This window comes from Chryseobacillus diguaensis (genome assembly GCF_049220665.1).
Classification (GTDB): domain Bacteria; phylum Bacillota; class Bacilli; order Bacillales; family Bacillaceae; genus Metabacillus_B.
This window is the reverse complement of sequence record NZ_JBMKNV010000007.1, coordinates 50,710-76,787: the sequence shown is the minus strand read 5'-3', so window position 1 is coordinate 76,787 and position 26,078 is coordinate 50,710. Positions and strand designations below refer to the sequence as shown.

Genomic DNA, 26,078 nt, shown 5'->3' with positions numbered 1-26,078 from the left:
GGATCTATTTTGCTATCTCTCTCTGATCTTTAGGCTCCTGAATTGTTGTACCTTCTGTTATTCTGTTAATCTCTGTTTTCAGGCCGTACCAGTTTTTATTCGTATGTGCTGCAAGCCAGATTGAACCGCCTTTTCGTTTAATCCAGATACGGCGGTGGTTCCAGTACATCCCTTGTGTAACACCAATCATAAAAATAGCTCCGCCAAGTGCGAGAATCCATAAGGTTAAATCCTTTTTAACAGTAAGGCCTGTAACGTTTTTTGTTTCTACACCTGCAAACTTCATTTTGTATTTCGTGGCTCCAAGCGGCTCCATTGTCTGCTGAATGCCAACAAAACTCGTCTCTCCTTTCGGACGGTCAGGCGCAAACATTTTAAATACAAAAACCGGATTATTCGGAAGTCTGGATTTTGAAGCAGGCTGTCCATCGCTGTCAAAATAAAAATCAGGAAGGTAATCGGCAATCTCAACCCTATACCCGTTGCCAAGATCGTATTTTTTAGCCGGATCATTTAAGTCAACTGTCATTAATCCAAATTTCTTACCCGATTTTTTGTCAGTAAGGTTAAATTTCATTTTATTCAGTTCGTTCATTCTGAAATCAACCTGATACAGCGAATAGTTATTGAATTCAAGCGGCTGGTTAACCCTGATTGCTTTGTCTTCTACTTTTGTCAATTCAGGTTCAGCACCGGGAATAATCTTGCCTTTTCGTTCATAAAGCGTCACATCTGCCTCATAATTTTTGGCGACAGTTCCATCACCTTCTCTTGCAAGGGCTGCAGCAAACACTTGATCTTCTTTATCTTTCTCGTAAACTTCTACTTTAAATTGATTGTTTTTTAAATAGTACTTTCCATTTGTTCCAGGGATTACGGAGGTTTCTCCTTCTCTCAGCCAGAGCATTTTGTCTATGTACATACCCGGAACGACTCTTAGCATCGAACCAATCAGAAAAATAATCAGGCCAATGTGATTTACATAAGGGCCCCATCTTGAGAATCTTCCTTTTTCAGCCAGAATATTTCCGTTCTCTTCCCTTAGTTTATATCTTCTTTTTTTCAGGCCCTCTTTTATGGAAATCAGTGTTTCTTTATCAGCAGCCTCGGAAACTCCGAAAAGGCGCTGCCTTGACATAAAAGCATCGTTTTTGGTGACGCCCTGTTTTTTTAATGCTCTGTATAAAGGAATGACCCTGTCCAAACTGCATATGACAAGAGAAATTCCGATTGAAGCAAGCAGGATACAGTACCACCATGAACCAAATAAATTATTAAAACCAAGATCGTAATAAATTTGGCCAAAAACCCAATATTGATCCCTGTAGAACTGCTCAGGATCCACATTCGGAGGAATATACATTTGCTGCGGAAAAATGGTGCCTATCGCAGATGCTGCCAGAGTAATCAGAATAAGCCATATACCAACTTTTACAGAAGAAAAAAAGTTCCAAATTTTATCGATAACGGACTTATTGTACGTTATTGACCTTCTTGCACTTCCATCATATCTCATATCCAATAAATCTTGGGATTCAGCAACAGACTCAGTACCAATCGGCTTTCCGCAGGATTCACAAAGAACCGTGCCAGGCGGGTTTATATGACCGCATTCACATTTAACTTCTTCCATGGTGATAAACTCCCTATTCAAGGTTTGATTTGTTCCATGAATTTTTCAACCATTCCCTCAGTCAATTGACCGGAATAGACTTTTACGACTTTTCCTGCTTTATCAATTAAAAAACTGGTCGGGAGCGGATTTACCCCATAAGCATCCAGGACCTGACGATCTTTATCAATCATTACAGGAAAGGTCAGATGATATTGATCAACAAAATTTTGGACGGTAATTTTTGATTCTGATATGTTAACTGCCAGGACTGTAACTCCTTTTGAGGAGAAATGCTGGTATTGGCGGTCAATAAACGGCATTTCTCTTTTGCATGGCTCACACCAAGTTCCCCAGAAATTCAAAATAACCCCTTTACCCCTGTAATCCGAGAGCTGATGCTTTTTTCCATTCAGGTCTGTCAGCACAAAATCAGGAGCTTTGCTTCCTGCACTGACAAGCTCCTTGCTTGCAACAAAATTAGTATACAGCGTATAAACAAGCGCAATTCCTAAAACCAGCAAAATCAGGCTTCTTATAAGCAATCTTCTCTTTTTCATTGCCAAACTCTCCCACCCTATTGCATTCAAAAATATTATATCATTATGTTAGACTAAAATTTGTAAGAGTTTTTGAAGTTTATGTGAATTGTCAGAAAGTTCACTTACCGTGTTCTGCAAGCGCTCTCAGCTGTTTCACTTCATGCGGTGTCAGTTCTCGTGCATCCCCTGTATTCAGCCCATGCAAATCCAAAAATGCAAAACGTTCTCTTTTCAGCTTCAGAACTTCATGTCCAATAGCCTCAAACATCCTGCGGACTTGCCGGTTTCTGCCCTCATGAATCCCGATTTCAATGATGCTTGTCCCTTTTTTTCTATCTACTGATGTCATTTTCACTCTTGCAGGCGCTGTTTTGCCATCCTCAAGCTGAACGCCTCTTTCAAGTTTCTTAAGCGCTTCTCTAATAGGAATGCCTTTTATTTTAGCAACATATGTTTTTTCTATTTCGTATTTTGGATGTGTTAAAATATTGGCGAATTCCCCATCATTCGTAATAAGGAGCAAACCGGTTGTCTCGTAATCAAGCCTTCCAACCGGATAAATTCTTTCTTCACTATGCGGGAAAAAGTCAGTAACCGTTTTTCTCCCTTTATCATCCGTTACGGCTGAAATAACACCTCTTGGTTTATAAAATAAATAGTAGACCGGTGCTTCTTTTTCAATTTGAACTCCTTCAACCTCTACACGGTCATTATCGGTTATCTTTGTTCCAAGCTCTTTCACTACTTCGCCATTCACTTTCACTTTTCCTTCAAGAATCAGCTGCTCCGCTTTTCTTCTTGAAGCTATGCCTGCATGTGCAATTACTTTCTGTAAACGTTCCATTGATATTCACCTCTTGTAACATCTTACTTGTTTCAGATTTAATAAACAAGCACTCATTGAAAGAAGCGCTGCGAAAAAGAGACCAGCAGAAGAATTGCTTGCTGTTGAAAGGTTTTTATTCAGCTGAACAAACAAAAAAACGCTCCAAAAAAGCGTTTTTAGCGTCAATATTACAGTACTTGAATACTCAAAATAATAACGAAACTACCACGATTGAAGCAATAATGCCAATTAAATCAGCAAGGAGGCCTACTTTAAGAGCATCACCCATTTTTTTCACCCCTACAGCCCCAAAATAGACGGTCAGAATGTACAGCGTTGTGTCTGTACTGCCCTGCATAACGGAAGCAAGTCTTCCAATAAAAGAGTCAGGACCATGCGTTGCAATTAAATCGGTTGTCATACCCAGGGCAGCTGTACCGGAGATCGGCCTTATAAATGCCAGCGGCACAATTTCTGCTGGTATTCCAGCCATATTAAGAACAGGCTTCAGCAGATCCATGACAAATTCCAGAGCTCCAGAAGCGCGAAAAACAGTTATTGCAACAAGCATTCCGACTAGGAAGGGAATAATCGAAAAGGAAATCTCAATTCCTTCTTTCCCCCCCTCTACAAATGCTTCATAAGTTTGGACTTTTTTTATTGTTCCATAGATCAAAATAAAAACAATCATAAGGGGGATCATCCATACTGATATCAGGCTTATAATAGCCAACCTTTATCCCCCTTTCTTTGTCCTTCTATAATAATAATATCGATCAATAAAGAGAGCTCCAATGGCTGAAATGATGGTAGCAATGAGCGTCGGCGCTACAATTTCTGTGGGAGAAGATGAGTGATAGGCCATTCTGACAGCTATGACGGTTGTTGGAATAAGAGTAATGCTTGAAGTGTTGACTGTAAGAAACGTGATCATAGATCTGCTCGCAGAATTTTTTCCGCCATTAAGCTTTTTCAATTCTTCCATTGCTTTAATTCCCAGTGGTGTCGCTGCATTCCCCAGGCCAAACATATTGGCGATAGTGTTTGACATTATATAACCCATTGCAGGATGCTCAGGCGGAACCTCGGGAAATAATTTGCTTGCTAATGGTTTGCAAAGCCTGCTCAATTTTTCAAGGAGTCCTGCTTTCTCCGCGATTTTCATCAGCCCAAGCCAGAAAACCAGAACGCTGATTAAACCGAATGAAAGAGTAACGGCATCCTTTCCGCCTTTAAAAATAGCAGCATTCACCTGATCGATTGTGCCGTTGAATAAGGCGAACACGATGCCTATTACAGTGAGAGCGACCCATATGAGGTTAACCATATGAGGCTCCGTTCATCACAAAAAACAGCTCTTTCAGTGTTTGCCAGAAGGATGCGGCAGGTCGCGGGATGCTGCCATTGTCAAAATAAATCGGTACTTTTTGAATGATTTCTTCCCCAAGTGTAACCTTATAATAACCAACAACAGATGGCACCTGCTCTTTTTTCTTCCATTTCCTTTCAGGCTTGATGAGCTGGATCGTTACTCTTACCTGCTCTTTTTCTTCTGTTGTCAGCGGGTAAATGATATCACGATTAATAAACACTTTGTTTTTATAAAACAAATCGCCGACTTCTGAAAGCGTTCCTTTATCTTTCAGTTTATAAAGATCATATTTATCAAAAGCCGTTTCATACATTCCGATATGATCGTTCCAGTCATCAGGGGCATTGATTGTCACTGCGATAAAATCTCTGCCTTCCTTGGAGGCTGTAGTGACAAGCGTCCTTTTAGCCAGTTTTGTATAACCTGTTTTTCCTCCAGTACAGTACTCATAAAGGGTCGTTAACAGCTTGTTTTTGTTCTTCCATATCCTGTCCCACTTTTCATCAGGATTCGGGGCCCGATATACTTTTGTTCCTGACACATTCTTAAATGTTGGATCCTGCATGGCATATCTCATTAGGAGTGCCATATCGTAGGCAGTTGAATAATGGTTATCTGAATCATCAAGACCGTGCGGGTTCGCAAAAGCAGTGTCCTGCATTCCAATCTGTTCAGCTTTTTCGTTCATTAAGTGAACGAAACCTTCCTTGCTTCCTCCTACATAATCAGCGATAGCCATCGCTGCATCATTTCCGGAACGAAGCATCAGTCCATAAACAAGATCTTTCAGTTTTATTTTTTCACCAGGTTTTAAATAAACGGACGAACCTTCTGTACCTACAGCTCTCGGACTAACAGTAACCATATCATTAAGCTTTCCTGATTCAACTGCTAGGACTGCTGTCATAATTTTAGTTATGCTTGCTATTCTTCTTTTCGTATGTTCATCTTTAGCATATAAAATGCGCCCCGTTTTCTGATCCATCAATATCGCGCTTTGTGCACTTACCCCTTGTGCAGTCTTTGACTGAAAGGGCAAAGCAGAAAGCATAGTCAAAATGGCTGTAATTATTAAGGCACCTTTTCTCCAAAAAATCATCTTTCTACACGCCCCTTACTCTTTTGTACAAGTTATGCATGAAGGGCTCGCCGTATGATTGAAATCAGGAAGAAACTTGCCTTACCTGCATTTTGATAAATATGATTTTAATCCATATGAAAAGGCGGCCTATTAAGGCCGCCCCAGTTGTCATTTCAGCTTATTTGGATTGCATCATTTTTGTTCTATAGTCAGTTTCATAATATTCCAGTTCTTCTCGCATTGTTTGGAAATCACTTTCAAGAAAAGTTATCAGCTTTTTAATAGACACAGGCACTTCTGTCCGGAATTTAATGGCATTTTTTCCCGTATAAGCCGAGCGGCTGTCTTCATACCACACATCCTGTTTCGGCTGAAAAAATTCCTCAATGCATTGGTGATAAATGCGGTAAAGCACTTTTTCTGCGGCACCTTTTCGGAAAGGCTCATTATGTATAATAACCTGGCAAGCCTCTAATCCTTCATCGCAATAAACGGTAAGTCTGCGGAAGTTCCCCAGCAGTTCTTTGTAAAATACATCTTCACCAGCCTGTTCCTCCTGCAGAGAAGATATCGTAGTAGAATCCAAAAACTCTGTAAGCTGGTTAACTGCTTTTTTAAGAAATTCTGCCACCTGTTCCGTTTGTGCTTTTACCATACTATTGCCCATTAGCCTATAATCCCTCCGTATTCTTCTGCACTGTTTGAGGTCATTTTCAATAGCACAGTGCTCATTTAACTGGTGTGAATTTAATACCCGTTCTCATCAGTATGAATCAGAATTTTTATAGTTAACCTTTCTGGTAATCAAGATATGAGACACTTTTTCAATAAATGCCTTCTATTCTGATTCTGCCCGGGCTATTCCACTCATTTTATCATAAAATTTTGAAATTTAGCAGATTTATTTGAGTTCATTGAGTGTTTCATTAAATTTTTCAAAAAATAAATCTGCTTCTTCCTGTTCAAACTCATCATCCGCATTCATTGGAAGCGGGGGAAGTTCATCAATGGCATTCAGCCCAAAGTACTCTAAAAATTCCCTGGTCGTTCCGTACAGAATTGCTCTTCCGGAACCTTCCGCTCTTCCTACCTCTTTAATGATGGCTTTTGATACTAAAGTCTGCAAAGGCCGTTCTGTTTTAACACCTCTTATTTCTTCAATTTCTATACGTGTGATGGGCTGTTTGTATGCAATGATAGCCAAAGTTTCAAGTGCCGCTTGCGATAAGGAAGACGGGCCAGGATTTTCGACCAATTTTTTCAAATAAGGAGCGAACTCCTTTTTGGTCGTCAGCTGATACACTCCCGCTACTTCCATCAATAAAATACCGCGCTGATCGGATTCATAACTTTCTTTCAAGCCCTCTAATACTTCTGAAACAGCAAGTTCATCTGTTTCAAGCACTTCTGTCAGCTGTTTGATCGACAGCCCCTCGTCTCCTGCTGCAAACAGAAGGGCTTCTGTTATCGCCTTCCATTTAATAATTTCATCTGTCATGCTGTGGTTCACTCCCTGTGACGAAGAGGTCTGAAAAGTTATTCTCCTGCTCAATTTGAATCAGGTTTTTTTTCATTAGCTCTAAAACAGCTAAAAAAGTTACAACCAAATAATCCTTTGAAGCGTAAGGAAATAAATCGTAAAAATTTCGTTTTCCTGGAAATTCCTTCAGTTCCTTCACAATTTCATCCATTCGTTTTTCAATCGGTATTTCTTGTCTTGTAATCCTTGTTGTTAATGGTTTTTGCAGTTTTTTTCGCCTCAAAAGCTTCTGGAATGCCCCGAGCATATCATAAACAGAAACATTCAGCGGCAATTTATCAGGCTGAATATCTGATGAAAATTCACTTAAGTCGCTCGGCGGTTTCGTATAAACAAGCGATCTGTCTTCTTCTCTTGCCTTAAGGTCATCTGCTGCTTCTTTATATTTACGGTATTCAATTAACCTTTGCATCAATTCATCTCTTGGATCTTCTTCAGGCTCCGTCATATAATCATCTTCAAAAAGCTCTTCTTCCTGCTTTGGCAAAAGCATCTTGCTTTTGATGGAAAGAAGTGTTGCAGCCATCACAAGATATTCAGATGCCACATCAAGCTCGAGCTCCTTCATAGCATGTATATAGTACATATATTGCTCTGTAATTTGCGCCACCGGAATGTCGTAAATATCAATTTCCAGACGGTTGATCAAATGAAGCAAAAGGTCTAGCGGACCTTCAAACGCATTAATTTTCACATGATATTCCAAATTTATCCCACCAACATATCCTAATTAACCAGCTATCCATTAGTATAGAACATAACGAACGCCAGTCCAATATTAAATTAAAGCTGAAGTGTGAAATGCCGTTCAGCCAAGATCATGATAATTTTTTAAAAACCAGGGCAATCGCCCAGACATATAAGTCAAACACACATATGATACCTATGTAAAAGCCAGACATGAAGGAGGAAATAACATGGGTGATGGTGGATTCGCTTACGGCGGAGGTTTTGCACTGATCGTCGTATTGTTTATCTTGTTGATTATCGTAGGTGCAGCTTGGTTGTGCTAATAATGAAATGAAAGGGAAGTGCTCATTTAAGAGCACTTCTTTTAGATTTTTACTGACCTTTTATTTAGGGCATTTAATGGAAAAAAACTTATGGTACACTAAATGAAAGGCTGTTTCAGCATACGCTGCCTATTTTTGAATGCAAATTTTACGGAAAAAAGAGCATAAATGAAGACTGCTTTCGCAAAAATTGCTATTCGTATGTGTTTTAGACCACGCATAAAGATTGGCTTCGTGGCATCTTTTCTTAAAGTTCTTGCCTAATCGATGGTTTGTTGAACTAAAAATAGGGTGATGAGCAACAAAGTTTAAGAAAAGAGCCTTAATGAAAAAGAAAAATACTGAGGTGCTTAGCATGTATCCTAAAGCTTACATAGACTATCTTGTTCATTTTCACAGTGACCGCGATTATTTTGAATGTCATGAAATTTTAGAGGACTATTGGAAAAAGGATCCCCCTGATTGCAGGAATATCCTTTGGGTTGGCTTCATCCAGCTGGCTGTTGCTCTGTATCATCAGCGGAGAAATAACTTTGAGGGCTCCACAAGATTGATCAGGAATGCATATCGAATATTAACGAATAAAAAGCAAGCTCTCATCCAACTTGGGCTTGATGAAAAACAGTTTATTCTTCTTTTAAAAACCCGCATGGAGCAAATCGGGAACAAGGAACCTTATAGGAGCATAAACCTTCCTATTAAAGATCCTGAGCTTCTCTCCCTCTGTCAGCTAGAAAGTAAAAAATCAGGTTTTGCATGGGGCAACGATAGTGATATCAGCAATAACCACTTGATTCACCGCCATACTCTGAGAGACCGGGAAGAAGTGATAGCTGAACGCAGCAGACAAAAGGAACTCAGGAAAAGAAAAAGAGAGAGTTAATGGAAGAAGCAGAGGCTTTAAAAGCCTCTGCTTCTTTTATTGGTACAGGAATTTACACTCATTACTTTTTAAAAGTAAGAGGATATGGCCTTTTATCAAATGCTTTTTTGCTTACTCCTTCAATTCCGGATCGGAGGATTGGCATTTTTCAAAGAAGCCCTCTGTATGTTCATCTGGAACAAATTGGCGATTTTTGTGCATATCCTGCAATGCTTTAACCATTTTCTTGCCAACACCTTGCTGACGATGAGAAGGGTTAACGCTTATATGCTGGACTACAATGATATCTTCATTTTTCTGAAGGATACCGATCGCACCGATAATGTCCTCTTCTTCTTTCCAAAGGAAAAGCTGCCGGTCTTTTTCTGTTTCATAGCTTTTTATCGTTTGCTGCAAATGTTTCAGATCTTTTTCATTCGGCATAAAAGAAAGAAGTCCCATTGCAATTTTTTCAAAGCTTTTCTTGTAGCGAATCAGCATAAATACCCCTCATTAACAAAATAGCTTCCCAATAATGAAAGCAAGAATAACAAGCCGGTAGATCAAAATATCATCATATAATGTCTATCTTGTATTCTTCTGAAATTACTTTCCGAAGAATACACTCCTCAGCATATTATATACAGAAATTCCGGCAATTTAAACACTTTTCCATAAAAATTAACCGAGGGACTTCATCAGGTTTGCCATTTCAATCGCTGAAACTGCTGCTTCCCAGCCTTTATTGCCGGCTTTTGTTCCAGCTCTTTCGACTGCCTGTTCAATCGTATCAGTTGTTAATATACCAAAAATAACAGGTATTCCGCTCGTCATTGAAGCAGATGAAACGCCTTTTGCAGCTTCATTGCACACATAATCGTAATGGCTTGTGGAGCCTCTAATGACCGTACCAAGAGTAATGACAGCATCATATTTCCCTGAGTCTGCCATTTTCTTTGCAATAAGGGGGATTTCAAATGCTCCCGGCACCCATGCCACTTCAACATTTCCTTCATCAAGGCCATGTCTTTTCAGAGCATCCTCTGCGCCTCCAAGAAGTCTGCTTGTAATAAAATCATTAAATCTTGCTACTACGATTCCTACTTTTAAATCAGATGCGATTAAATTGCCTTCATACGTTTTTACCATTACTTCCACCATCCTCAATTTTATAAATTTTAAGAAGCAGCTTACTTATATGTGCAATAGGTGTCCCATTTTTTCATGCTTTGTTTTTAAATAACGCTCATTTTCACTGACTGCCGGTATTTGGAGCGGGACCCTTTCAGATACTTTTAACCCATAGCCTTCAAGACCAGTAATTTTTCTTGGATTGTTCGTTAATAGCCTTAAATCTTTAAGTCCTAAATCCTTCAAAATTTGCGCGCCAATCCCATAATCTCTTAAATCTGCTTTGAATCCCAATTTTTCATTTGCTTCAACTGTATCGAGCCCCTCTTCCTGAAGCTTATAAGCCCTCATTTTATTAAAGAGCCCTATGCCTCTGCCTTCCTGGCGCATGTATAAGAGGACTCCGCTGCCTTCCTTTTCAATTCTTTTTAAGGCTGCATGGAGCTGAGGGCCGCAATCGCATCGCTTGGATCCAAAAACATCCCCTGTAATGCATTCTGAATGCACTCTGACAAGCACTGGCTTCTCTGAATCTATTTCTCCTTTTACGAGGGCAATATGTTCTTTTCCATCAAGCACATTAGAATAGCCAACCATTTTAAAATTCCCGTAATCAGTCGGCAAATTGATCTCTGCCTCCCGCTTAATCAGCTGATCTGTCTGATTTCTGTATCTGATTAGATCTTTGATGGTGATCAATTTCAAATCCATTCGTTCCGCTAACTTTTCAAGATCAGGGACACGGGCCATTGTGCCGTCATCCTTCATAATTTCGCATATGACACCAACCGGCTCAGCACCTGCCAAGCGAGCCAGATCTACAGCAGCTTCTGTATGCCCCGCACGTCTGAGCACTCCCCCGTCCTTTGCTATAAGAGGAAAGATATGTCCAGGCCGATTAAAATCAGAACCTTTTGCTTCATCGGCAAGCAATGCCAGTATCGTTTGAGATCTTTCAAATGCACTGATTCCTGTACTGGTTGTTTTATGGTCAATACTGACGGTAAAGGCAGTGCCGTTCATATCTGTATTTTTTTTGACCATAGGCTGAAGATCCAAATAGCGTGCTTTTTCCTCTGTCAACGGAACACAAATTAATCCTTTACCTTGTGAAGCCATGAAGTTGATAACATCAGGTGTTGCTGCTTCACCCAGCGCAACGAAATCCCCTTCATTTTCTCTGTCCTCATCGTCTACCACAATAACAACTTTTCCTTTTTTTAAATCCGCCAGTGCTTCTTCAATTGAATGGAACATTCATACAACCTCCTATCTATATAAAACCGTTTTCTCGGAAAAAGTCAGCAGTCAGCTTTCCCTTCTTCTTGTCTTGTGAAACGTTTGCGAACTTATGAAGGTATTTTCCTATAAGATCGCATTCTATATTCACCAGATCGCCTTCCTTCTTCATTCCAATTATTGTTTGTGACAGCGTGTGCGGAATAAGCGAAATGGTCACACAGCCATCTTTAAGACCGAAAATGGTCAGGCTTACACCGTCTACAGCAATGGAACCTTTCATAACAAGCGTCTCAGTGACGGAGGGGCTTGTTTCAATTTCATAATAAACGGCATTCTCTTCGGCTTTTTTTCTGACGATTTTTCCGGTTCCATCAACGTGGCCGCTGACGAAATGGCCGCCAAAACGGCCATTTGCCGCCATCGCCCTTTCCAAATTGACTGAAGAACCTTTATTCAGCTGGTGCAGATTTGTGGCCTTCATCGTTTCAGGCATTACATCTACTGTAAAGCTCCGGTTCGTAAAATCTGTAACCGTTAAGCAGACCCCGTTTATGGAAATACTGTCACCTAGACTGACGTCATCCAGAATGGAGCTTGCTGAGATAGAGAGAATCATGGAGCGCGATCCTTGCCTGATGCTTTCCACTCTTCCGATTTCTTCTACAATTCCTGTAAACATGATGGATCCTCCTGCTTAGGTTCTGCGATGATTTTTATATCCTTTTCTATCAAAGAAACTTCTTTAAAAATAAGTTCTTTGGCATCTGCCATTATTTGAATCCCTTCTCCGCCGACAATAGATAGGGTCTCAATTCCCCCTATAAGCTTTGGCGCCAAATAGAGAATCATTTGATTAAATGCACTTTCTTTCACAAAGCTTCCCATTACCGTGCTTCCGCCTTCTACAAACAGCGAAGTGATTCCTTTTTCTCCAAGTAGGGCGAGCAGCCCCTTCACTGTTATTTTTTCCGAATCAAGCTTAAGAACGGTTATCCCCTTTTTTTCAAGTGCAGAAACTTTGTTCTGATCAGCATTTATTCCTGTCACAACCCATGTTTCAGCAATGCCGTCCTCCACAACTTTTGCCTTCAGAGGGATTCGGCATTCGGTATCAAGAATAATCCGGACAGGCTGCCGTTTGGCATTTGGCAATCGGCAGGTCAAACTGGGATCGTCCTTCAATACCGTTTCTATTCCTGCAAGTATGCCATCGTGTGATTCCCTGTAACGATGGACATCCTCTCTTGCACCTGATCCGGTTATCCACTTGCTTTCTCCAGTCGCTGCAGCTGTCTTGCCATCCAAACTGGCTGCTGATTTGAGCGTTACATAAGGGGTTTTTGTTTGTACATAATTTAAAAAGAATTTATTCATTTCAAGGGCTTCTTTTTCAAGAATCCCTATATCTACCTTTATGCCTGCTTTTCTTAATTTTTCAATTCCTTTTCCCGCGACGAGAGGATTTGGATCCTTTACAGCTATAATCACCCTGCTGACTTTCTTTTCAATCAGCAAATCTGCACAGGGAGGGGTTTTTCCATAATGGCTGCAAGGCTCAAGCGTCACATACACTTCGGCACCTTCTGCTTGATCACCAGCCATAGTAAGAGCATGTACTTCAGCATGGGGTCCCCCTGCTTTTAAATGCGCGCCCAGTCCTATGATTTTGCCATTTTTCACAACAACTGCTCCAACCATCGGGTTTGGACTGGTTTGGGCTCTTCCCTGTGCTGCCATTTCAAGTGCAGTTCTCATATACTCTTCATCTTTCAACTATAATCGCCTCCTTTTATCCCTAAATAAATTTCAGGGTACAAAAATAGCCCCAGGAATTCTGTCCTGGAGCTTAAGAGCGATCACATTTGCATGACAAACTAGAGCATAATTTTTCATATTTTTCGAAAAACCATACTCGTCAAGAAAATTGTGATCCTTCTCCCATCCAGACTATACTGTCGGCTCCAGAATTTCACTGGATCCACCGTTAGACGAATCTAACGGGTCACGGACTTGGGAACGAAACTGTTCCATCACCGCCGGTTGGGAATCTCACCCTGCCCCGAAGGATTACAATACTATTTAATTAAAATAAATCTTATTAATTATTTTAGCGAAGATAGCAAGGCAGTGCAACAAATAACATTTGAAGAATAAAACACCCCGTAATTAGTAATGGAGTTTCAACTGGCATAACCTGTTTTCTCACTATACCAATTTTTGCTCGTTAGAACCCGATTCGCCAGTAAAACATGCTATTTTGGACACTAAGGGGTTTCATCAGTAATTCCAGGCCTTACGAGTACTATAAATCTTACCTTTCACCCTTTAAAATAGCGTTTTCAAATTCTGGCTGCAATTAGCCAACATGACCTTTCCAAAAAAGACACCATCTGCATTCAAATCTCCTCAAATTAATGAACAATTAGGATTAAATCACGTCCACTAGTGCAGATTCTTTCACTTGGTACTCTTTTTCGTCCTAAATATTGCAGCCATCACAGAGAGGACTGCACAGAACCAGATTTTATCATTTCCAAAACGGCAAAAAAAGGGCTAAAATAGCCCTCCCAATTACTTGCCTATAAATTCCTGAGTCCAATAATGACCATCCTTAACATAGCCTACGCCAATCTGAGTATAGTTCTTATTCAAGATATTTGCTTTATGACCTGTGCTATTCATCCAGGCTGCCATGACTTGCTCGGCAGATGTTTGCCCTTCGGCAATGTTTTCCCCAGCCGTGTTGTACGTTATTCCGAAATCTCTCATCATATCAAAAGGACTGCCGTATGTAGGGCTCTGATGATCAAAGTAATGCTGATCATGCATATCCTGAGATTTGTATTTTGCTACTCTTGATAATTCCCAATCTGCAGTAAGAGCTTTTAATCCGGCCTTCGCTCTTTCTTTATTCACTAAATTGACTACTTGAGTCTCTGCTGATGCCTCAGGATTCGAAGGAATCGTTATTTTTTGCCCTGTAGTTATTTTATCGGGATTTTTTATTTGGGGATTTGCCTTTATTAACTCAGACACGCCAGTCTTTGTTTTCGCAGCAATCTTCCAAAGGGTATCCCCTTTTACTACTGTGTATGTATTTGATGCAAAAGCTGCAGCAGGCAAAAGCAAGGATAATGCCAAAACGGATGAAATCACTTTCTTGAACAGGTTAATTCCTCCCTAATATGTATTCAATTTTATGCAATCCGGGGGATTACTCTATTATTTTAATAACATTCTCAGACCGCCATCAATAACAAAAATGTGGTAAAAAAGCCAAAAAAAAAAGAGAGGCTCTTCGTCCTCTCTAATTTCTTTCTTTATGCTTCAAATACTTCCACTTTTTCCATTTTATCGCCGTTTTTCATTGCTTTTGCTGCTGCAACATTTGAAGTCACTTTACCAAAAACTGTGTGCACTCCATTAAGATGCGGCTGTGGCTCATGCACGATAAAGAACTGGCTTCCGCCTGTATTTTTGCCTGCATGTGCCATTGATAGGCTTCCCTCTTCATGTTTATGAGGATTCCCTTCTGTTTCGCAGTCGATCGTGTATCCAGGACCGCCAGCTCCTGTTCCTGTAGGATCTCCTCCTTGGGATACGAAGCCCGGGATAACGCGGTGGAATGTTACTCCATTGTAAAACCCTTCGTTAGCAAGCTTTTCAAAGTTAGCTACTGTGTTTGGCGCTTCTTCCGGGAAAAGATCAAATTCAATTTTTTCTCCGTTTACCATTAATATGTATCCTTTTTTTGCCATTATAATCTCTCCTTTAGAGTTAATCAGCCATATTATAGCACATAAGGCCGCCATACATAAAAATAAGCAAACGAACTCACCAGCAACTTTCTGTAAGGCTGTTTTCGCAGAGCTTGTTGTTTTTCGTACATGCTTTTATCACGCATTTAGACTAGCATCGGGGCATCTTTTCTTAAAGTTTTTGCCATCCCAATGGTTTCGAGTACTAAATATAAGGGCATGAGCAACAAAGTTTAAGAAAAGAGCCTTCTGCAAAAAAATGAAACCTCCAATCCGTTTTATACGTCAAATAATCTGAAACGGCTTCCGTTCTTGTTTCTGAAAGCCATTAGCCAGTTCAGCCACAGTCTTTCTTCCTGTGCTAAAATGTTTTTGGCAATCAATTCTTTTCGCCTGATACAGTTTGCCATTCTTTTAGAATGGCTGTTTTCGCAAAGATTGTTGCTATTCGTATGGTTTTCGATAACGCATCTAACTGGGAGGTATAATCAAGAAACAGAGATGGAAAAGCAAAAACAAAGTTTAAGAAAAAGCCTTAAAAAAATCTATTACCTTTTCCTAAAAAAGGACTATAATAGGTTTGTCCGTCTAAGAAGTTTTTTTGTACCTATTTAAGGAGGGTATTTCGTTGAAAAAAGCGATAGTTATTTTTCTCGCAGCTATGTTTCTTGCTGTTCCTAAAGTAAGTTTTGCCGATAGCGCTGTGGGAGATGTCATTGTGACATTGGGAGAAAATCTTACTGAAACACAAAAACAGGACCTGCTGAAAGAAATGAATGCTCCATCGGATGCTCAGATTATTTCAGTATCTAATCAGGAAGAACACAAATATTTGGGTAAATATATTCCGTCCTCCCAAATCGGAAGCAAGGCTCTTTCTTCTTCTTCCATTAAAATTGAAAACAAAGGCTCAGGCCTTGAAGTAAAAACAAATAATATCAATTGGGTTACGGACGAAATGTATTTGAACGCCCTGATGACTGCCGGAGTGAAAGATGCAACGGTTTATGTTACAGCTCCAAAGCAGGTTTCCGGCACAGCAGCATTGACTGGCCTTATGAAAGCTTATGAAGTCAGTTCTGATAAAGCCATTCCGGAAGATGTCAAACAGGTGGCGAACCAGGAGCTTGTTACGACTGCAAAACTTGGTGAAGAACACGGAAAAGAAAATGCTTCTGCATTGCTTGCTAAAATTAAAGAAGAAGTCGCCAAAAATGGTCTTCCAAAAAATGATGATGAACTGCGGCAAATGATTGAAAAAGCTGCCAAGGATCTAGGAATCACATTGAGTGAAGCAGATATCAATAACTTGATTGCCCTGTTTCACAAAATGGAGAATGCTAATATAGACTGGAATCAGGTTGGACAGCAGCTTGATCAAGCAAAGGATAAGATTACAAAATTTATCAATTCCGATCAAGGACAAAGCTTCCTTCAAAAAGCACAGGACTTTTTTGCCGCTTTATGGAATGCGATTGTTTCCCTTTTCTCCGGAAAATAGCATGATAAAAAAGAGCTGACGCAAATTTGCTTCAGCTCTTTTTTTATATACCTTATTTTTGTGAAACTTTGATTTTCAGCGGAAGATCATTTGAAACAAGATCCTCAAACGTTTCTCTTTTAATCACAAGCTGTTCTTCCCCTTCTTCAACAAAGAGAACGGCAGGTCTTGGGATGCGGTTATAATTATTGGACATGGAATATCCGTATGCTCCAGTACAGAAAACAGCGAGGGTGTCACCGGCTTTCGCTTCAGGAAGCAGAACATCCCACAGCAGCATATCACCGCTTTCACAGCATTTTCCTGCTATAGAAAAGGTGGAGTCGGCTTCATCATTCATGCGGTTCGCTAATACTGCTTCATACTTTGCCTGGTAAAGGGCAGGACGAATATTATCACTCATTCCTCCATCTACGGCAAGGTACTGGCGAATACTCGGGACCTCTTTTTGCGAACCTGCCGTATAAAGCGTTGTTCCCGCATCACCAACAAGGGACCTGCCTGGTTCAATCCAAATTTCTGGAAGATCAATGTTCAAATTCTTTGCTTGAAGTTTAATTGTTTCAATCATTTTCTCCACATAATGAGAAGGCGGAAGGGGCTTGTCCTGGGCTGTGTAACGAATACCAAATCCTCCGCCTAAATTAACAACGGAAGGAATATAGTGAAACTGTTCCTTCCACTCCCCAATCTTTTGAAAAATTTTCTCTGCTGCAAGCACGAACCCTGTGGTGTCAAATATTTGAGAGCCTATATGGCAATGAATGCCAAGATGATCAAATATACCAGCAGCCTGAACTTCTTTAATAGCTTTTTCTATTTGACCGTTCTGCAAATCAAATCCAAATTTTGAATCTTCCTGTCCCGTTGTAATGTAATCATGTGTATGTGCCTCGACCCCTGGAGTCACTCGCAATAAGACAGGAACTTTTGTTTTCAAGCGGGAAGCAACTTCTTTTAAAAGGCTGATTTCATGAAAATTATCTATAACAATGCAGCCGATTTTGTATTCCAGTGCCATCTCAAGCTCCTCAGCACTTTTGTTATTTCCGTGAAAATGGATTTTGGAAACAGGAAAGCCTGCTTTAATGGCAGTATATAACTCTCCGCCTGATACCACATCCAGAGAAAGCCCTTCTTCTTCTGCAAGCTGAAACATCGCAATAGAGGAAAAGGCTTTGCTTGCGTATGCCACCTGTGCTTTTACTCCTGCTTTTTTAAACGCCTCAGTAAATCCCTTGGCCCGTTCCCTGATCAGCGCCACATCATAAATATATAAAGGGGTTCCATATTTTTTCGCGAGTACAGTAGTATCTGCTCCGCCGATTTCAAGATGTCCCAAATTGTTAATTTTGCCAGTTCCATGCAAAAACAATGTATATCCCCCTCTTTCCTGCTGCCTGCTGCAGCTGCATAAGCCATGCTGAATCCTTTAGTACAGCAAAATGTTAAACATACATTATCATAAATTATGGAACCTTTCAATCAGCAATTCACCGAGAAGGCTGTTTTCTTACCTTTTGCGGATGGACAATGCTTGGCCTGATTTTTGCCCCTGGAACATTGGCACGCACTAATACATTCCACATGGCTTTCGGATTAAAGGGCATAAACGGCCATAGATAAGGAGTATTTAATGAACGAAGGTTTGCCATTGAGAGAATGACAACCGTGAATCCGATCACGAAACCCTCCAGTTTAAAGATTGCTACAAGACCGACAAGCAGCAGCCTCATCATTTTATTAGCTACACTCAGCTCATAACTTGGAGTGGTAAAAGAACCGATTGAAGCCAGCGAAACATACAGAATGACCTCAGGAACAAAAAGCCCGACATCGATCGCAATCTGTCCGATCAGGACAGCTGCAATCAGACCCATCGCGGTTGAAAGGGCGGTTGGGGTGTGAATGGCAGCCATTCTTAAAAATTCCACACCAAAATCGGCAAGCAAAATCTGTATGACAATCGGAATATTCGTTTGATCATTTGGTCCGATAAAGACCATGTTCTTAGGAAGCAATGATGGCTCAAGTACAAACAGCAGCCAAAGCGGCAGAAGAAAAATAGAAGACAGGATACCTAAAAAACGGACCCATCTGACAAATGTGCCGATCGCCGGTGCCTGTCTGTATTCTTCGGCATGCTGCACATGATGAAACAGCGTCGTCGGCGTCAGCATGACACTCGGAGACGTATCAACAATGATAATGACGTGGCCTTCTAAAAGATGTGTGGCGGCTACATCCGGCCTTTCCGTATAGCGAACGAGAGGAAACGGGTTATATCCCTGCTTTACAATAAATTCTTCTACTGTCTTATCAGCCATCGTAATGCCATCGATTTTAATGGATTGAAGTTCTTTTTTCACAATACTGACTAAGTCTTCATTTGCCACATCTTTTATATAAGCAACACAGACGTCCGTTTTTGAACGATCTCCGATTTTCATAATCTCATACCGAAGCCGCTCATCTCTGATCCGCCTTCTGATCAGCGCAGTATTTACAATAATATTCTCGACAAAACCGTCCCTTGCCCCTCTGACGACTTTTTCCGTATCAGGCTCTTCTGGGTTTCTTCCCGGATAGCTTCTGACATCAATGATGAGAGCATAATTGGCTCCTTCAAGAAAAATAGCAATCAGGCCTGATAGAACTTCCGTTACTGCCTCTTGTAAAATTTGGACATGTTTTACCTGCTGATTCACAAGCCTGTTTTCAACAATTTCTTTGAATTTTTCCGTCTCAAATTCAAAATCATTGATTTCCATCAGTTCCGTCAAAAGATGGATAATAAACTTTGTATCAGCAAGCCCGTTTACAAAATAAAGGTGCACTTCTTTTCCAAGAACCGTAAATTTACGTACACCAAGATCAAAACTGGTTCCCATTCCGACCGCTTCTTTAAAATATTTTTCGTTAGAGATCAGCTTGGTCGAAATCGGCTGTTGCTGCGGCTTTTCCTGAGTCATAGAACCCGCTCCTTTCCAGTATGATGCTGACTGCCTTCATGGTAATTGGCGCCCCTTTTAGCACATGATCTTTTCTTGCCATCTTACCAATATCCCCGATCCCAATCACAAGAGGAATAGGCAAACGATCCAAACTGTAAACTGTGTCACCATTAATTCTTCCAATTTCCATTTCTTTAACACCGCTTTTATCCACACCGTATTCCGTTATCTCCCCGTAGCGGTCTATGCAAAAATCTACCCTTGTCCATTCGTTCTGCTTTGTTTTGGAAGCTACCGCGATGGCACCTAAAACCACAATCTGAGGATGCTGTGCAACGTATTTCATTGCAATTTCCCCGCTGCCCTCGCCTATCATTCCACAATCATCAAACATGACAAATACCGGATCATAAGGTGTTTGAAGAATTCTCTCAACTATTTCTCTTCCAGTTAACAATGTCGGATTTCCCATGGAGCTTGAAATAAATCGGCCTCCCACTTTTTTTGCAACATAGTCAATCGTCTTTGCTGCATAAATATCTCCGTCTGTAACTAAAATGACTCGCCGAGTTTCTTTCATAAGCTATTATCCTTTCGGCTTGAAAATCAAAGCCACTAAAAAAGCAAAGAGAATCGCAGAAGAAATACCTGCTGAGGTTAAATTAAATATTCCCATGGCTATTCCAATGAAGCCATGTTCATCTGCCTGCTCCATAGCTCCATGCAAAAGTGAATGTCCAAAACTTGTAATCGGTACCGTTGCCCCTGCACCGGCAAACTCAATAAATTTATCATAGATCCCAAAGCCGTCTAAGATTGCGCCAATGACTACAAAAGAACTCATCACATGGGCAGGAGTTAATTTCATAACATCCATTAGCAGCTGTCCGATAACGCAAATTACTCCTCCTGCGATAAAAGCGATTAAAAATTGCATTATCCCATCACACTCCCGCTTGCTTTTTCGAATACAACACCATGGGCAATAGTGGGAATGGACTCTTTTTGCTGAACCATTGTTGGACTTAACAATGCTCCTGTTGCCACCACAAGCACCCTTTTTAAATTGCCTGCTTTTATTTCATTGAAGATATGACTGTAAGTCACAACTGCAGAGCACCCGCAGCCGCTGCCGCCTGCAAAAACTTCTTTTTGATCAGGGTGGTAAATCAAGAGTCCGCAGTCATTATGGTTCTTATACAAATCAATACCTTCTTCTTTCAGTAAATCTTTCAAAATTGGGCTCCCTACCCCTGCCAAATCACCCGTTAAAATTAAATCGTAGTCTTCCGCCGTCCTGTTCAAATCATTCAGATGGGTTTGGATTGTGTCGGCTGCAGCCGGTGCCATTGCTGACCCCATATCAAAGGGATCCTTTAATCCAAGATCCTGCACTCTCCCGATTGTTGCGGAGGTAATGCGGATATCACTCGGTACAGTGCTGATCAGCATTGCCCCAGCACCAGTAACCGTTGACTGGGCTGTATCAGGCTTTTGCCCGCCGTACTCGGTCGGATACCGGAATTGTCTCTCCACCGTTGCATTATGGCTGCTTGCGGCAGCGATCACTTTGTTGGCGTACCCTCCATCCACCAGAACGGAACCGATTGCTGCTGACTCCATTGATGTTGAACAAGCTCCAAACACACAAAGAAATGGAATTTGATATTTTCTTGCCGCATAGTTGGCTGTAACGTTTTGGTTCAGCAAGTCTCCCGCAAGAAAAAAGTCAATTTCATCTTTTGTTACGTTTCCGTTTTTCAAGCAATGGTCTACTGCCTGTTCCATCAGTCTTCTTTCTGCAAGCTCCCAGTTTTCTTCTCCGCAATGAAGTTCACTATGCGAGGCATCAAATAACTTTCCAAGCGGGCCCTCCGCTTCTTTCGGTCCAACAGCTGTTCCAGTCGAGCTCACATATAAGGGGTTTTTAAATGCCCATGTTTGTTTTCCTGTTAATCTCATAGCCCGTCACCATCCATCCCTCTTAAATTTCTTGCCGCTGCTCTGATAAATCCAATAAGAAGCAAAGAACCTCATTTTATTAAGAGGCCAAATAAATACCTTATGATTCCAACTATATAGGCTGCAACTGTTCCAAATACGATAACGCTTCCGGCAAGTTTGAACATGTTGGAAGCAACTCCCAGAACGAAGCCTTCACTTTTATGCTCAAGCGCTGCACTTGTCATGGAATTGGCAAAGCCTGTAACTGGAACAGCAGAACCTGCACCTGCAAATTGGCCGATTTTGTCATAAACTCCAAATCCGGTCAAGAGTGCGGAAATCAAAATTAATGTCGCAACTGTCGGATTCCCGGCTGATTTTTCATCAAAGTTAAACCAGGTCATATACATGAGCATTAGAAGCTCGCCTAGTGTACAAATCAGGCCGCCGATAATAAACGCCTTTAAGCAATTAAGGAAATAATTAGGCTTTGGCTGATATTCCTTAATTTTTTCTTTGTAATTGTCCTTCAATTTCGTTGCCATTTACAAAACCTCCTATTAATGATGAACAAAATAGATCCAATGAAATAAAGAACCAAAAACCTTTCCTAAAACAATCGCCATTAAAATGATTGTCAATTTATCGTCAATGCCAATCCTTTTTGCCAGGATCGGAAGTACATTGAGCACTTCTGTTAATGCGGCAGCCAGGAGACCGATAAAGAGCCCGTCAAATAACCCTATAGGCACCGCTGCAAAGGAAGGGAGATATAAAAGGGGATTTCTCAGACTAAGCCAGCCTCCGATAATTGCACCAGCGGCCACTCCCCACTCATATAAGCGGATAAAACCGGCTGTTTTCGTAAGCTGTGTCAGTCTCGGTATAATTCCAAGCACTGATAAAAACGCAACAAAGCCTGAACCTACCGCCAAGCCGCCAGCTAAACCGATAAAGAGAATAAGCAAAAGGCTAATCATCATCAATTTTCTTCAGGCTTTCTTTGTTTTCATTCATAGAGACATATTGATCGAGATCAAGCTGATATTTAAACATTTCTACTTCCAGCGGGCTTGGTTCTTCATTTATCCTCTTTTTAAATAGGTGATTAAAAAAAAGAATCATTCCAAGGCCCAGGCCCAATGAATATGGAATTTGCAGCAGTAAGGGGCTATCAACAGTTTTACCGGTCAGGATCCGGTACAATCTTTGATGAACGGCCTGCATGCTGACATCCTCATGAAAATTCATAATAGCCATTGCTGCTCCGATAAAAAGAAGAAGCCATACAAGGACGAAAAGAACAGGCTTAAAAGGTTTTTTATCATATAGAATTTCTACTATTGTCTGTGAAGCGCCAATTGGCTGAACATCAAGATTCGGTATCATTTTCCGAAGCAGATCAATCACTCTCATCACATCAATTACAACCATATTTTTATCCGCTTTGGATATTCTATGTATGATGAGTGCCCGGACTGTTTCTATCAATTCTTTATCTCCTGAAAGCTGTGCAATCGTCCCGATTGTCAATTCATCATCTGGGCGGACCTGGATTCGATGCCGAAGTCTTATGTATAGTGTCTGATCCATTACACTTCACTTCCTCACCATCGATTTTTGGGCGTATATGTAGTATGCATTACTGCTCTTTTTCTCATTCCATCTGCCGAAAGACCGCATCTTCCTTTTTTTGGCAATGGAATGCACAGGTTTGGCAAACAAAAAAACGAACCGTTACCGGTTCGTTTTTTCACTAGCTATTTTAGTCCATTAGCTCTTTCATCTGATTCAGAATCTTTTTCTCAAGCCGGGATACCTGCACTTGTGAGATCCCAAGCCTTTCAGCAACCTCTGATTGCGTCTGATCTTTATAATATCTCAAATAAACAATCAGCTTTTCCCGTTCATCAAGCCCACTGATAGCTTCTTTTAAAGCAATTTTATCAAACCATTTATGCTCTGTCTGATCTGCAATTTGATCAAGCAGCGTTATCGGATCGCCGTCATTTTCATAGACCGTTTCATGTATGGAGGAAGGTGCTCTTACTGCTTCTTGTGCTAAAACTACTTCTTCAGGCGAAATTTCGAGAAAGTCAGCAATTTCTGTGACCGTAGGAACCTTACCGAGATTTTTCGATAACTCCTCTTTTGCCCGGCGGATTTTATTGCCCAATTCTTTTAATGACCGGCTCACCTTTACTGTTCCATCATCTCTTATAAACCGCTGAATTTCTCCGATAATCATCGGTACGGCATAGGTTGAAAACCGGACATCATATGATAAATCAAACTTATCTACTGATTTCAGCAAGCCGATGCAGCCAATTTGGAAAAGATCATCAGGTTCATATCCTCTGTTTAAAAAACGCTGAACAACAGACCATACAAGACGCATGTTTTTTTGAATCAGCATGTCCCTTGCCTCTTGTTCTCCTCCTTGGCTTCGCCTGATTAAATCTTTTACCTCATGATCCTTTAACTGAGCAGCCGTTTTATCGTTTTTTACCTCCACGTCCATAACAAGTCTCCCTTAATTGCATAAAGCTTTACTTTTTGATAGATGCTTTAGCAGTTTGACAGTAGTCCCAAATGACGGAGATGATTCCACACTAATATCGTCCATGAAATTTTCCATGATTGTGAATCCCATCCCTGAGCGTTCGAGTTCCGGTTTTGTGGTAAACAGAGGCTGCCTGGCCTCCTCTACATCAGCGATGCCTGCACCTTCATCACGAATGGTTATGTGTACAGTGTCTTCTTCCAATGCCGCAGCTATATAAACAATTCCATCAGGATTATTATTGTAGCCGTGGATTATGGCATTTGTGACTGCTTCAGAAATCACTGTTTTGATTTCCGTTAATTCATCCATTGTCGGATCAAGCTGGGCGATAAATGCAGCGACTGTTACCCTGGCAAAGGACTCATTTTGGCTAAGGGCGGAAAACTGCAGCTCCATTGTATTTCTCATGATGCCACCCCCAGCTTTAGAAGAGCCTCTTTTTCGCTTTCTTCCAATCGGATAATTTTAAACAATCCGGACATATCGAATAATCGCTTGATGCTTGGAGAAATGGAGCAAACGACCATTTCTCCGCCAAGCTGCTTTACTTGTTTATAGCGGCCAAGAATAACACCTAGACCTGAGCTGTCCATAAATGAAAGATCTCCGAGATTCAAAATGATGCTTTTAAGATTATTCTTTTGAAGATGTTCTTTCACTTTATCGCGAAGCTCTTCCGCTGTATGATGATCCAATTCACCAGAAAGTCGGATGCAAAGTACTGACTCCTTAACAGTGAAGTTCACAGTAAGACTCATTTGTTGAATTCCTCCTTGATCTATGGATAAGGAGGTTTTCGATAATCTTTTTTAAATATCCTGCCCGCTGACAAAACTAGTGGTTATTCGCCAAGGTTAGCCAGCCTTAGTAAAATCGCCGAGGGCTCTTTTGAACAACATCCACCAGCTTGCTCCAGGAATATCTTTTTCAGCAACTAAAGGGCTTTTCACAAGAACCTTATGGTCCTTTTTCAAAAGAAGCGTCCCCATCACGTCTCCTTTTTTCAAAGGAGCTTGGACCCCTTGTTTAAGGATGATTTCTTTGCTCACTTTTTTGAGATCCTCTCCTTTTTTCGTTAAAAGAGAAATCGGTTCAGATGTGACGAGATGAGCTGATTTTTCCATCCCTTTATTGATTTTAACTGCTGAGATGATTTGGTTTCTTTTATACACCGGATGGGTTTGATATTGGCTGAACGCATAATCAAGCATTTTTGTGATCTGGTTATTCCGGTCCTTCGGTGTTGCAGCTCCAAATACTACTGCGATGACCCTCATATTTCCTTTTTTGGCTGTTGCCGTTAAACAATACTTTGCTTCATTTGTAAAACCTGTTTTTACACCGTCAACCCCTGGATAAAATTTCACAAGTCTGTTTGTATTCACAAGCCAGAATTTTTTATCTGTATTTTGTCTTAAGTAATCTTCATATTTGCCGGTAAAATTCGTGATCTTTTCATATTTGAGGAGTTCTTTTGCCATAATAGCCATATCATGAGACGTACTATAATGACCTGGAACTGGAAGGCCTGTTGGATTTTTGAAATGAGTATGCTTTAGCCCAAGCTGTGCGGCCTTTTGATTCATTTTGTTCACAAAAGCGTCTGCAGAACCTGCAAGGTGTTCAGCCATCGCAACTGATGCGTCATTGCCTGATGCTATGGAAATCCCTTTCAGCATTTCTTCCGTTGTCATCTCTTCACCCGGTTCAAGAAAAATCTGTGAACCTCCCATGGAAGCTGCGTTCTCGCTTGTTCTGATTTTATCCGTCATTTTTAAATTGCCTTTATCAATCGCTTCCATAATTAAAAGCATTGTCATAATTTTTGTCATGCTCGCAGGAGGAAGCTCTTGGTTACTGTTTTTTTCATAAAGCACATTTCCTGTATCGCGTTCAATCAATATCGCAGATCTCGCTTGATCAGCAAGTTTTAGATGACTGTCCGCTTTTTCTGCTGCAAACGCTCCCTGAGTCAAGCCTGTTAATAAACTAAATAACACCAGAGTGGAAAAAACTTTTTTCATTTCCATACCCTCCCAATCTTAATACTTTCCATTTTTTCCTATATTTTGGTTTCTATACGCTAAAGAACATAAAAAACGCAGAAGCTATAAGCTTCTGCGTTTAAGGGTTT

General features: G+C 40.7%; 31 protein-coding genes and 1 riboswitch. Of the genes, 3 read left to right on the top strand and 28 right to left on the bottom strand.

Going from position 1 to position 26,078, the window contains the following annotated elements:
- Nucleotides 1-4: 4 nt before the first annotated feature.
- The 9 genes from resB to ACOT8F_RS12575 form a co-directional block, all read right to left on the bottom strand.
- Nucleotides 5-1,633, bottom strand: a complete 1,629-nt coding sequence (gene resB, locus ACOT8F_RS12615) for a cytochrome c biogenesis protein ResB (RefSeq protein WP_421652271.1) — start codon at nucleotides 1,631-1,633, stop codon at nucleotides 5-7.
- Between the two features lie 17 nt (nucleotides 1,634-1,650).
- Nucleotides 1,651-2,172, bottom strand: a complete 522-nt coding sequence (gene resA, locus ACOT8F_RS12610; protein WP_421652270.1) for a thiol-disulfide oxidoreductase ResA — start codon at nucleotides 2,170-2,172, stop codon at nucleotides 1,651-1,653.
- Nucleotides 2,173-2,272: 100 nt separating this feature from the next.
- Complete coding sequence (gene rluB / locus ACOT8F_RS12605; protein ID WP_421652269.1) at nucleotides 2,273-2,998, bottom strand: 23S rRNA pseudouridine(2605) synthase RluB; 726 nt, start codon at nucleotides 2,996-2,998, stop codon at nucleotides 2,273-2,275.
- A gap of 187 nt (nucleotides 2,999-3,185) precedes the next feature.
- Nucleotides 3,186-3,683 carry a spore maturation protein gene (locus ACOT8F_RS12600; protein WP_421652411.1) on the bottom strand — a complete coding sequence of 166 codons (498 nt, stop codon included), beginning with the start codon at nucleotides 3,681-3,683 and terminating at the stop codon, nucleotides 3,186-3,188.
- A 33-nt stretch (nucleotides 3,684-3,716) separates the two neighbouring features.
- Nucleotides 3,717-4,307, bottom strand: coding sequence for a nucleoside recognition domain-containing protein (locus tag ACOT8F_RS12595; RefSeq protein WP_421652268.1), 591 nt, complete (start codon nucleotides 4,305-4,307; stop codon nucleotides 3,717-3,719).
- Nucleotides 4,300-5,451 carry a D-alanyl-D-alanine carboxypeptidase family protein gene (locus ACOT8F_RS12590; RefSeq protein ID WP_421652267.1) on the bottom strand — a complete coding sequence of 384 codons (1,152 nt, stop codon included), beginning with the start codon at nucleotides 5,449-5,451 and terminating at the stop codon, nucleotides 4,300-4,302. Before ACOT8F_RS12590 ends, ACOT8F_RS12595 begins: the two co-directional genes overlap by 8 nt.
- A gap of 160 nt (nucleotides 5,452-5,611) precedes the next feature.
- The gene (locus ACOT8F_RS12585; protein WP_421652266.1) at nucleotides 5,612-6,100 is read right to left on the bottom strand and encodes a YpuI family protein; all 489 of its coding nucleotides are present in this window, start codon (nucleotides 6,098-6,100) and stop codon (nucleotides 5,612-5,614) included.
- A 234-nt stretch (nucleotides 6,101-6,334) separates the two neighbouring features.
- A complete protein-coding gene (gene scpB / locus ACOT8F_RS12580) occupies nucleotides 6,335-6,931 on the bottom strand; it encodes an SMC-Scp complex subunit ScpB (protein WP_421652265.1) in 597 nt (198 codons plus the stop codon).
- Complete coding sequence (locus ACOT8F_RS12575; protein ID WP_421652264.1) at nucleotides 6,921-7,679, bottom strand: segregation/condensation protein A; 759 nt, start codon at nucleotides 7,677-7,679, stop codon at nucleotides 6,921-6,923. Before ACOT8F_RS12575 ends, scpB begins: the two co-directional genes overlap by 11 nt.
- A 211-nt stretch (nucleotides 7,680-7,890) precedes the next feature.
- Between ACOT8F_RS12575 and ACOT8F_RS12570 the strand changes: the two genes are divergently transcribed.
- Both ACOT8F_RS12570 and ACOT8F_RS12565 read left to right on the top strand, forming a co-directional pair.
- A complete protein-coding gene (locus ACOT8F_RS12570; RefSeq protein ID WP_231788608.1) occupies nucleotides 7,891-7,986 on the top strand; it encodes a YjcZ family sporulation protein in 96 nt (31 codons plus the stop codon).
- 355 nt (nucleotides 7,987-8,341) lie between these two features.
- Nucleotides 8,342-8,869: a DUF309 domain-containing protein gene (locus ACOT8F_RS12565; RefSeq protein ID WP_421652410.1), complete on the top strand. Its 528-nt coding sequence runs from the start codon at nucleotides 8,342-8,344 to the stop codon at nucleotides 8,867-8,869.
- Between the two features lie 111 nt (nucleotides 8,870-8,980).
- Here the strand turns inward: ACOT8F_RS12565 and ACOT8F_RS12560 are convergent, their stop codons facing one another.
- From ACOT8F_RS12560 to ACOT8F_RS12530, 7 genes are all read right to left on the bottom strand, one after another.
- Complete coding sequence (locus ACOT8F_RS12560) at nucleotides 8,981-9,349, bottom strand: GNAT family N-acetyltransferase (RefSeq protein WP_421652263.1); 369 nt, start codon at nucleotides 9,347-9,349, stop codon at nucleotides 8,981-8,983.
- 180 nt (nucleotides 9,350-9,529) lie between these two features.
- On the bottom strand, nucleotides 9,530-9,997 hold the full coding sequence (gene ribH, locus ACOT8F_RS12555) for a 6,7-dimethyl-8-ribityllumazine synthase (protein ID WP_421652261.1): 468 nt from the start codon (nucleotides 9,995-9,997) through the stop codon (nucleotides 9,530-9,532).
- A 45-nt stretch (nucleotides 9,998-10,042) separates the two neighbouring features.
- Complete coding sequence (locus tag ACOT8F_RS12550) at nucleotides 10,043-11,236, bottom strand: bifunctional 3,4-dihydroxy-2-butanone-4-phosphate synthase/GTP cyclohydrolase II (RefSeq protein WP_421652260.1); 1,194 nt, start codon at nucleotides 11,234-11,236, stop codon at nucleotides 10,043-10,045.
- A gap of 16 nt (nucleotides 11,237-11,252) precedes the next feature.
- Nucleotides 11,253-11,900: a riboflavin synthase gene (gene ribE, locus ACOT8F_RS12545; RefSeq protein WP_421652259.1), complete on the bottom strand. Its 648-nt coding sequence runs from the start codon at nucleotides 11,898-11,900 to the stop codon at nucleotides 11,253-11,255.
- Nucleotides 11,882-12,994, bottom strand: coding sequence for a bifunctional diaminohydroxyphosphoribosylaminopyrimidine deaminase/5-amino-6-(5-phosphoribosylamino)uracil reductase RibD (gene ribD, locus ACOT8F_RS12540; RefSeq protein WP_421652258.1), 1,113 nt, complete (start codon nucleotides 12,992-12,994; stop codon nucleotides 11,882-11,884). Before ribD ends, ribE begins: the two co-directional genes overlap by 19 nt.
- Before the next feature lie 153 nt (nucleotides 12,995-13,147).
- A riboswitch (FMN riboswitch) is annotated at nucleotides 13,148-13,292 on the bottom strand.
- A gap of 500 nt (nucleotides 13,293-13,792) precedes the next feature.
- Entirely contained in the window at nucleotides 13,793-14,362 is a 570-nt protein-coding gene (gene safA, locus ACOT8F_RS12535; RefSeq protein ID WP_421652257.1) for a SafA/ExsA family spore coat assembly protein, read from the bottom strand.
- Between the two features lie 179 nt (nucleotides 14,363-14,541).
- Nucleotides 14,542-14,979 (bottom strand): peptidylprolyl isomerase, encoded by a 438-nt coding sequence (locus ACOT8F_RS12530; RefSeq protein WP_421652256.1) that lies wholly within the window; start codon nucleotides 14,977-14,979, stop codon nucleotides 14,542-14,544.
- A 628-nt stretch (nucleotides 14,980-15,607) separates the two neighbouring features.
- Here ACOT8F_RS12530 and ACOT8F_RS12525 point away from each other — a divergent pair.
- Nucleotides 15,608-16,480 (top strand): DUF1002 domain-containing protein, encoded by an 873-nt coding sequence (locus tag ACOT8F_RS12525; RefSeq protein WP_421652255.1) that lies wholly within the window; start codon nucleotides 15,608-15,610, stop codon nucleotides 16,478-16,480.
- A gap of 52 nt (nucleotides 16,481-16,532) precedes the next feature.
- Here the strand turns inward: ACOT8F_RS12525 and lysA are convergent, their stop codons facing one another.
- From lysA to ACOT8F_RS12465, 12 genes are all read right to left on the bottom strand, one after another.
- The gene (gene lysA, locus ACOT8F_RS12520) at nucleotides 16,533-17,855 is read right to left on the bottom strand and encodes a diaminopimelate decarboxylase (protein WP_421652254.1); all 1,323 of its coding nucleotides are present in this window, start codon (nucleotides 17,853-17,855) and stop codon (nucleotides 16,533-16,535) included.
- A gap of 118 nt (nucleotides 17,856-17,973) precedes the next feature.
- The gene (locus ACOT8F_RS12515; RefSeq protein WP_421652253.1) at nucleotides 17,974-19,452 is read right to left on the bottom strand and encodes a spore germination protein; all 1,479 of its coding nucleotides are present in this window, start codon (nucleotides 19,450-19,452) and stop codon (nucleotides 17,974-17,976) included.
- The gene (spoVAEA, locus tag ACOT8F_RS12510) at nucleotides 19,400-20,014 is read right to left on the bottom strand and encodes a stage V sporulation protein SpoVABEA (RefSeq protein WP_421652252.1); all 615 of its coding nucleotides are present in this window, start codon (nucleotides 20,012-20,014) and stop codon (nucleotides 19,400-19,402) included. Before spoVAEA ends, ACOT8F_RS12515 begins: the two co-directional genes overlap by 53 nt.
- Before the next feature lie 6 nt (nucleotides 20,015-20,020).
- Nucleotides 20,021-20,371, bottom strand: coding sequence for a stage V sporulation protein AE (gene spoVAE / locus ACOT8F_RS12505; protein ID WP_421652251.1), 351 nt, complete (start codon nucleotides 20,369-20,371; stop codon nucleotides 20,021-20,023).
- Nucleotides 20,371-21,396: a stage V sporulation protein AD gene (gene spoVAD, locus ACOT8F_RS12500; protein ID WP_421652250.1), complete on the bottom strand. Its 1,026-nt coding sequence runs from the start codon at nucleotides 21,394-21,396 to the stop codon at nucleotides 20,371-20,373. The genes spoVAE and spoVAD overlap by 1 nt, the downstream gene beginning before the upstream one ends.
- A gap of 71 nt (nucleotides 21,397-21,467) precedes the next feature.
- A complete protein-coding gene (spoVAC, locus tag ACOT8F_RS12495) occupies nucleotides 21,468-21,923 on the bottom strand; it encodes a stage V sporulation protein AC (RefSeq protein ID WP_421652249.1) in 456 nt (151 codons plus the stop codon).
- 15 nt (nucleotides 21,924-21,938) lie between these two features.
- Nucleotides 21,939-22,358, bottom strand: a complete 420-nt coding sequence (locus ACOT8F_RS12490) for a stage V sporulation protein AB (protein ID WP_421652409.1) — start codon at nucleotides 22,356-22,358, stop codon at nucleotides 21,939-21,941.
- Nucleotides 22,351-22,971: a stage V sporulation protein AA gene (locus tag ACOT8F_RS12485; RefSeq protein ID WP_421652248.1), complete on the bottom strand. Its 621-nt coding sequence runs from the start codon at nucleotides 22,969-22,971 to the stop codon at nucleotides 22,351-22,353. Before ACOT8F_RS12485 ends, ACOT8F_RS12490 begins: the two co-directional genes overlap by 8 nt.
- Before the next feature lie 172 nt (nucleotides 22,972-23,143).
- Nucleotides 23,144-23,899, bottom strand: a complete 756-nt coding sequence (gene sigF / locus ACOT8F_RS12480) for an RNA polymerase sporulation sigma factor SigF (RefSeq protein WP_421652247.1) — start codon at nucleotides 23,897-23,899, stop codon at nucleotides 23,144-23,146.
- A 12-nt stretch (nucleotides 23,900-23,911) separates the two neighbouring features.
- A complete protein-coding gene (gene spoIIAB / locus ACOT8F_RS12475; protein WP_421652246.1) occupies nucleotides 23,912-24,352 on the bottom strand; it encodes an anti-sigma F factor in 441 nt (146 codons plus the stop codon).
- A complete protein-coding gene (gene spoIIAA, locus ACOT8F_RS12470; RefSeq protein WP_421652245.1) occupies nucleotides 24,349-24,702 on the bottom strand; it encodes an anti-sigma F factor antagonist in 354 nt (117 codons plus the stop codon). Before spoIIAA ends, spoIIAB begins: the two co-directional genes overlap by 4 nt.
- Before the next feature lie 96 nt (nucleotides 24,703-24,798).
- The gene (locus ACOT8F_RS12465) at nucleotides 24,799-25,968 is read right to left on the bottom strand and encodes a D-alanyl-D-alanine carboxypeptidase family protein (RefSeq protein WP_421652244.1); all 1,170 of its coding nucleotides are present in this window, start codon (nucleotides 25,966-25,968) and stop codon (nucleotides 24,799-24,801) included.
- Nucleotides 25,969-26,078: the final 110 nt, after the last annotated feature.

What these genes read in the sequence shown, in the direction of transcription:
- resB (WP_421652271.1), bottom strand. Translation starts at nt 1,633, where the DNA reads ATGGAAGAAGTTAAATGTGAATGCGGTCATATAAACCCGCCTGGCACG.
- resA (WP_421652270.1), bottom strand. Translation starts at nt 2,172, where the DNA reads ATGAAAAAGAGAAGATTGCTTATAAGAAGCCTGATTTTGCTGGTTTTA.
- rluB (WP_421652269.1), bottom strand. Translation starts at nt 2,998, where the DNA reads ATGGAACGTTTACAGAAAGTAATTGCACATGCAGGCATAGCTTCAAGA.
- ACOT8F_RS12600 (WP_421652411.1), bottom strand. Translation starts at nt 3,683, where the DNA reads ATGATCCCCCTTATGATTGTTTTTATTTTGATCTATGGAACAATAAAA.
- ACOT8F_RS12595 (WP_421652268.1), bottom strand. Translation starts at nt 4,307, where the DNA reads ATGGTTAACCTCATATGGGTCGCTCTCACTGTAATAGGCATCGTGTTC.
- ACOT8F_RS12590 (WP_421652267.1), bottom strand. Translation starts at nt 5,451, where the DNA reads ATGATTTTTTGGAGAAAAGGTGCCTTAATAATTACAGCCATTTTGACT.
- ACOT8F_RS12585 (WP_421652266.1), bottom strand. Translation starts at nt 6,100, where the DNA reads ATGGGCAATAGTATGGTAAAAGCACAAACGGAACAGGTGGCAGAATTT.
- scpB (WP_421652265.1), bottom strand. Translation starts at nt 6,931, where the DNA reads ATGACAGATGAAATTATTAAATGGAAGGCGATAACAGAAGCCCTTCTG.
- ACOT8F_RS12570 (WP_231788608.1), top strand. Translation starts at nt 7,891, where the DNA reads ATGGGTGATGGTGGATTCGCTTACGGCGGAGGTTTTGCACTGATCGTC.
- ACOT8F_RS12565 (WP_421652410.1), top strand. Translation starts at nt 8,342, where the DNA reads ATGTATCCTAAAGCTTACATAGACTATCTTGTTCATTTTCACAGTGAC.
- ACOT8F_RS12560 (WP_421652263.1), bottom strand. Translation starts at nt 9,349, where the DNA reads ATGCTGATTCGCTACAAGAAAAGCTTTGAAAAAATTGCAATGGGACTT.
- ribH (WP_421652261.1), bottom strand. Translation starts at nt 9,997, where the DNA reads ATGGTAAAAACGTATGAAGGCAATTTAATCGCATCTGATTTAAAAGTA.
- ACOT8F_RS12550 (WP_421652260.1), bottom strand. Translation starts at nt 11,236, where the DNA reads ATGTTCCATTCAATTGAAGAAGCACTGGCGGATTTAAAAAAAGGAAAA.
- ribE (WP_421652259.1), bottom strand. Translation starts at nt 11,900, where the DNA reads ATGTTTACAGGAATTGTAGAAGAAATCGGAAGAGTGGAAAGCATCAGG.
- ACOT8F_RS12530 (WP_421652256.1), bottom strand. Translation starts at nt 14,979, where the DNA reads ATGGCAAAAAAAGGATACATATTAATGGTAAACGGAGAAAAAATTGAA.
- ACOT8F_RS12515 (WP_421652253.1), bottom strand. Translation starts at nt 19,452, where the DNA reads ATGACTCAGGAAAAGCCGCAGCAACAGCCGATTTCGACCAAGCTGATC.
- spoVAEA (WP_421652252.1), bottom strand. Translation starts at nt 20,014, where the DNA reads ATGAAAGAAACTCGGCGAGTCATTTTAGTTACAGACGGAGATATTTAT.
- spoVAE (WP_421652251.1), bottom strand. Translation starts at nt 20,371, where the DNA reads ATGCAATTTTTAATCGCTTTTATCGCAGGAGGAGTAATTTGCGTTATC.
- spoVAD (WP_421652250.1), bottom strand. Translation starts at nt 21,396, where the DNA reads ATGAGATTAACAGGAAAACAAACATGGGCATTTAAAAACCCCTTATAT.
- spoVAC (WP_421652249.1), bottom strand. Translation starts at nt 21,923, where the DNA reads ATGGCAACGAAATTGAAGGACAATTACAAAGAAAAAATTAAGGAATAT.
- ACOT8F_RS12490 (WP_421652409.1), bottom strand. Translation starts at nt 22,358, where the DNA reads ATGATTAGCCTTTTGCTTATTCTCTTTATCGGTTTAGCTGGCGGCTTG.
- ACOT8F_RS12485 (WP_421652248.1), bottom strand. Translation starts at nt 22,971, where the DNA reads ATGGATCAGACACTATACATAAGACTTCGGCATCGAATCCAGGTCCGC.
- sigF (WP_421652247.1), bottom strand. Translation starts at nt 23,899, where the DNA reads ATGGACGTGGAGGTAAAAAACGATAAAACGGCTGCTCAGTTAAAGGAT.
- spoIIAB (WP_421652246.1), bottom strand. Translation starts at nt 24,352, where the DNA reads ATGAGAAATACAATGGAGCTGCAGTTTTCCGCCCTTAGCCAAAATGAG.
- spoIIAA (WP_421652245.1), bottom strand. Translation starts at nt 24,702, where the DNA reads ATGAGTCTTACTGTGAACTTCACTGTTAAGGAGTCAGTACTTTGCATC.
- ACOT8F_RS12465 (WP_421652244.1), bottom strand. Translation starts at nt 25,968, where the DNA reads ATGAAAAAAGTTTTTTCCACTCTGGTGTTATTTAGTTTATTAACAGGC.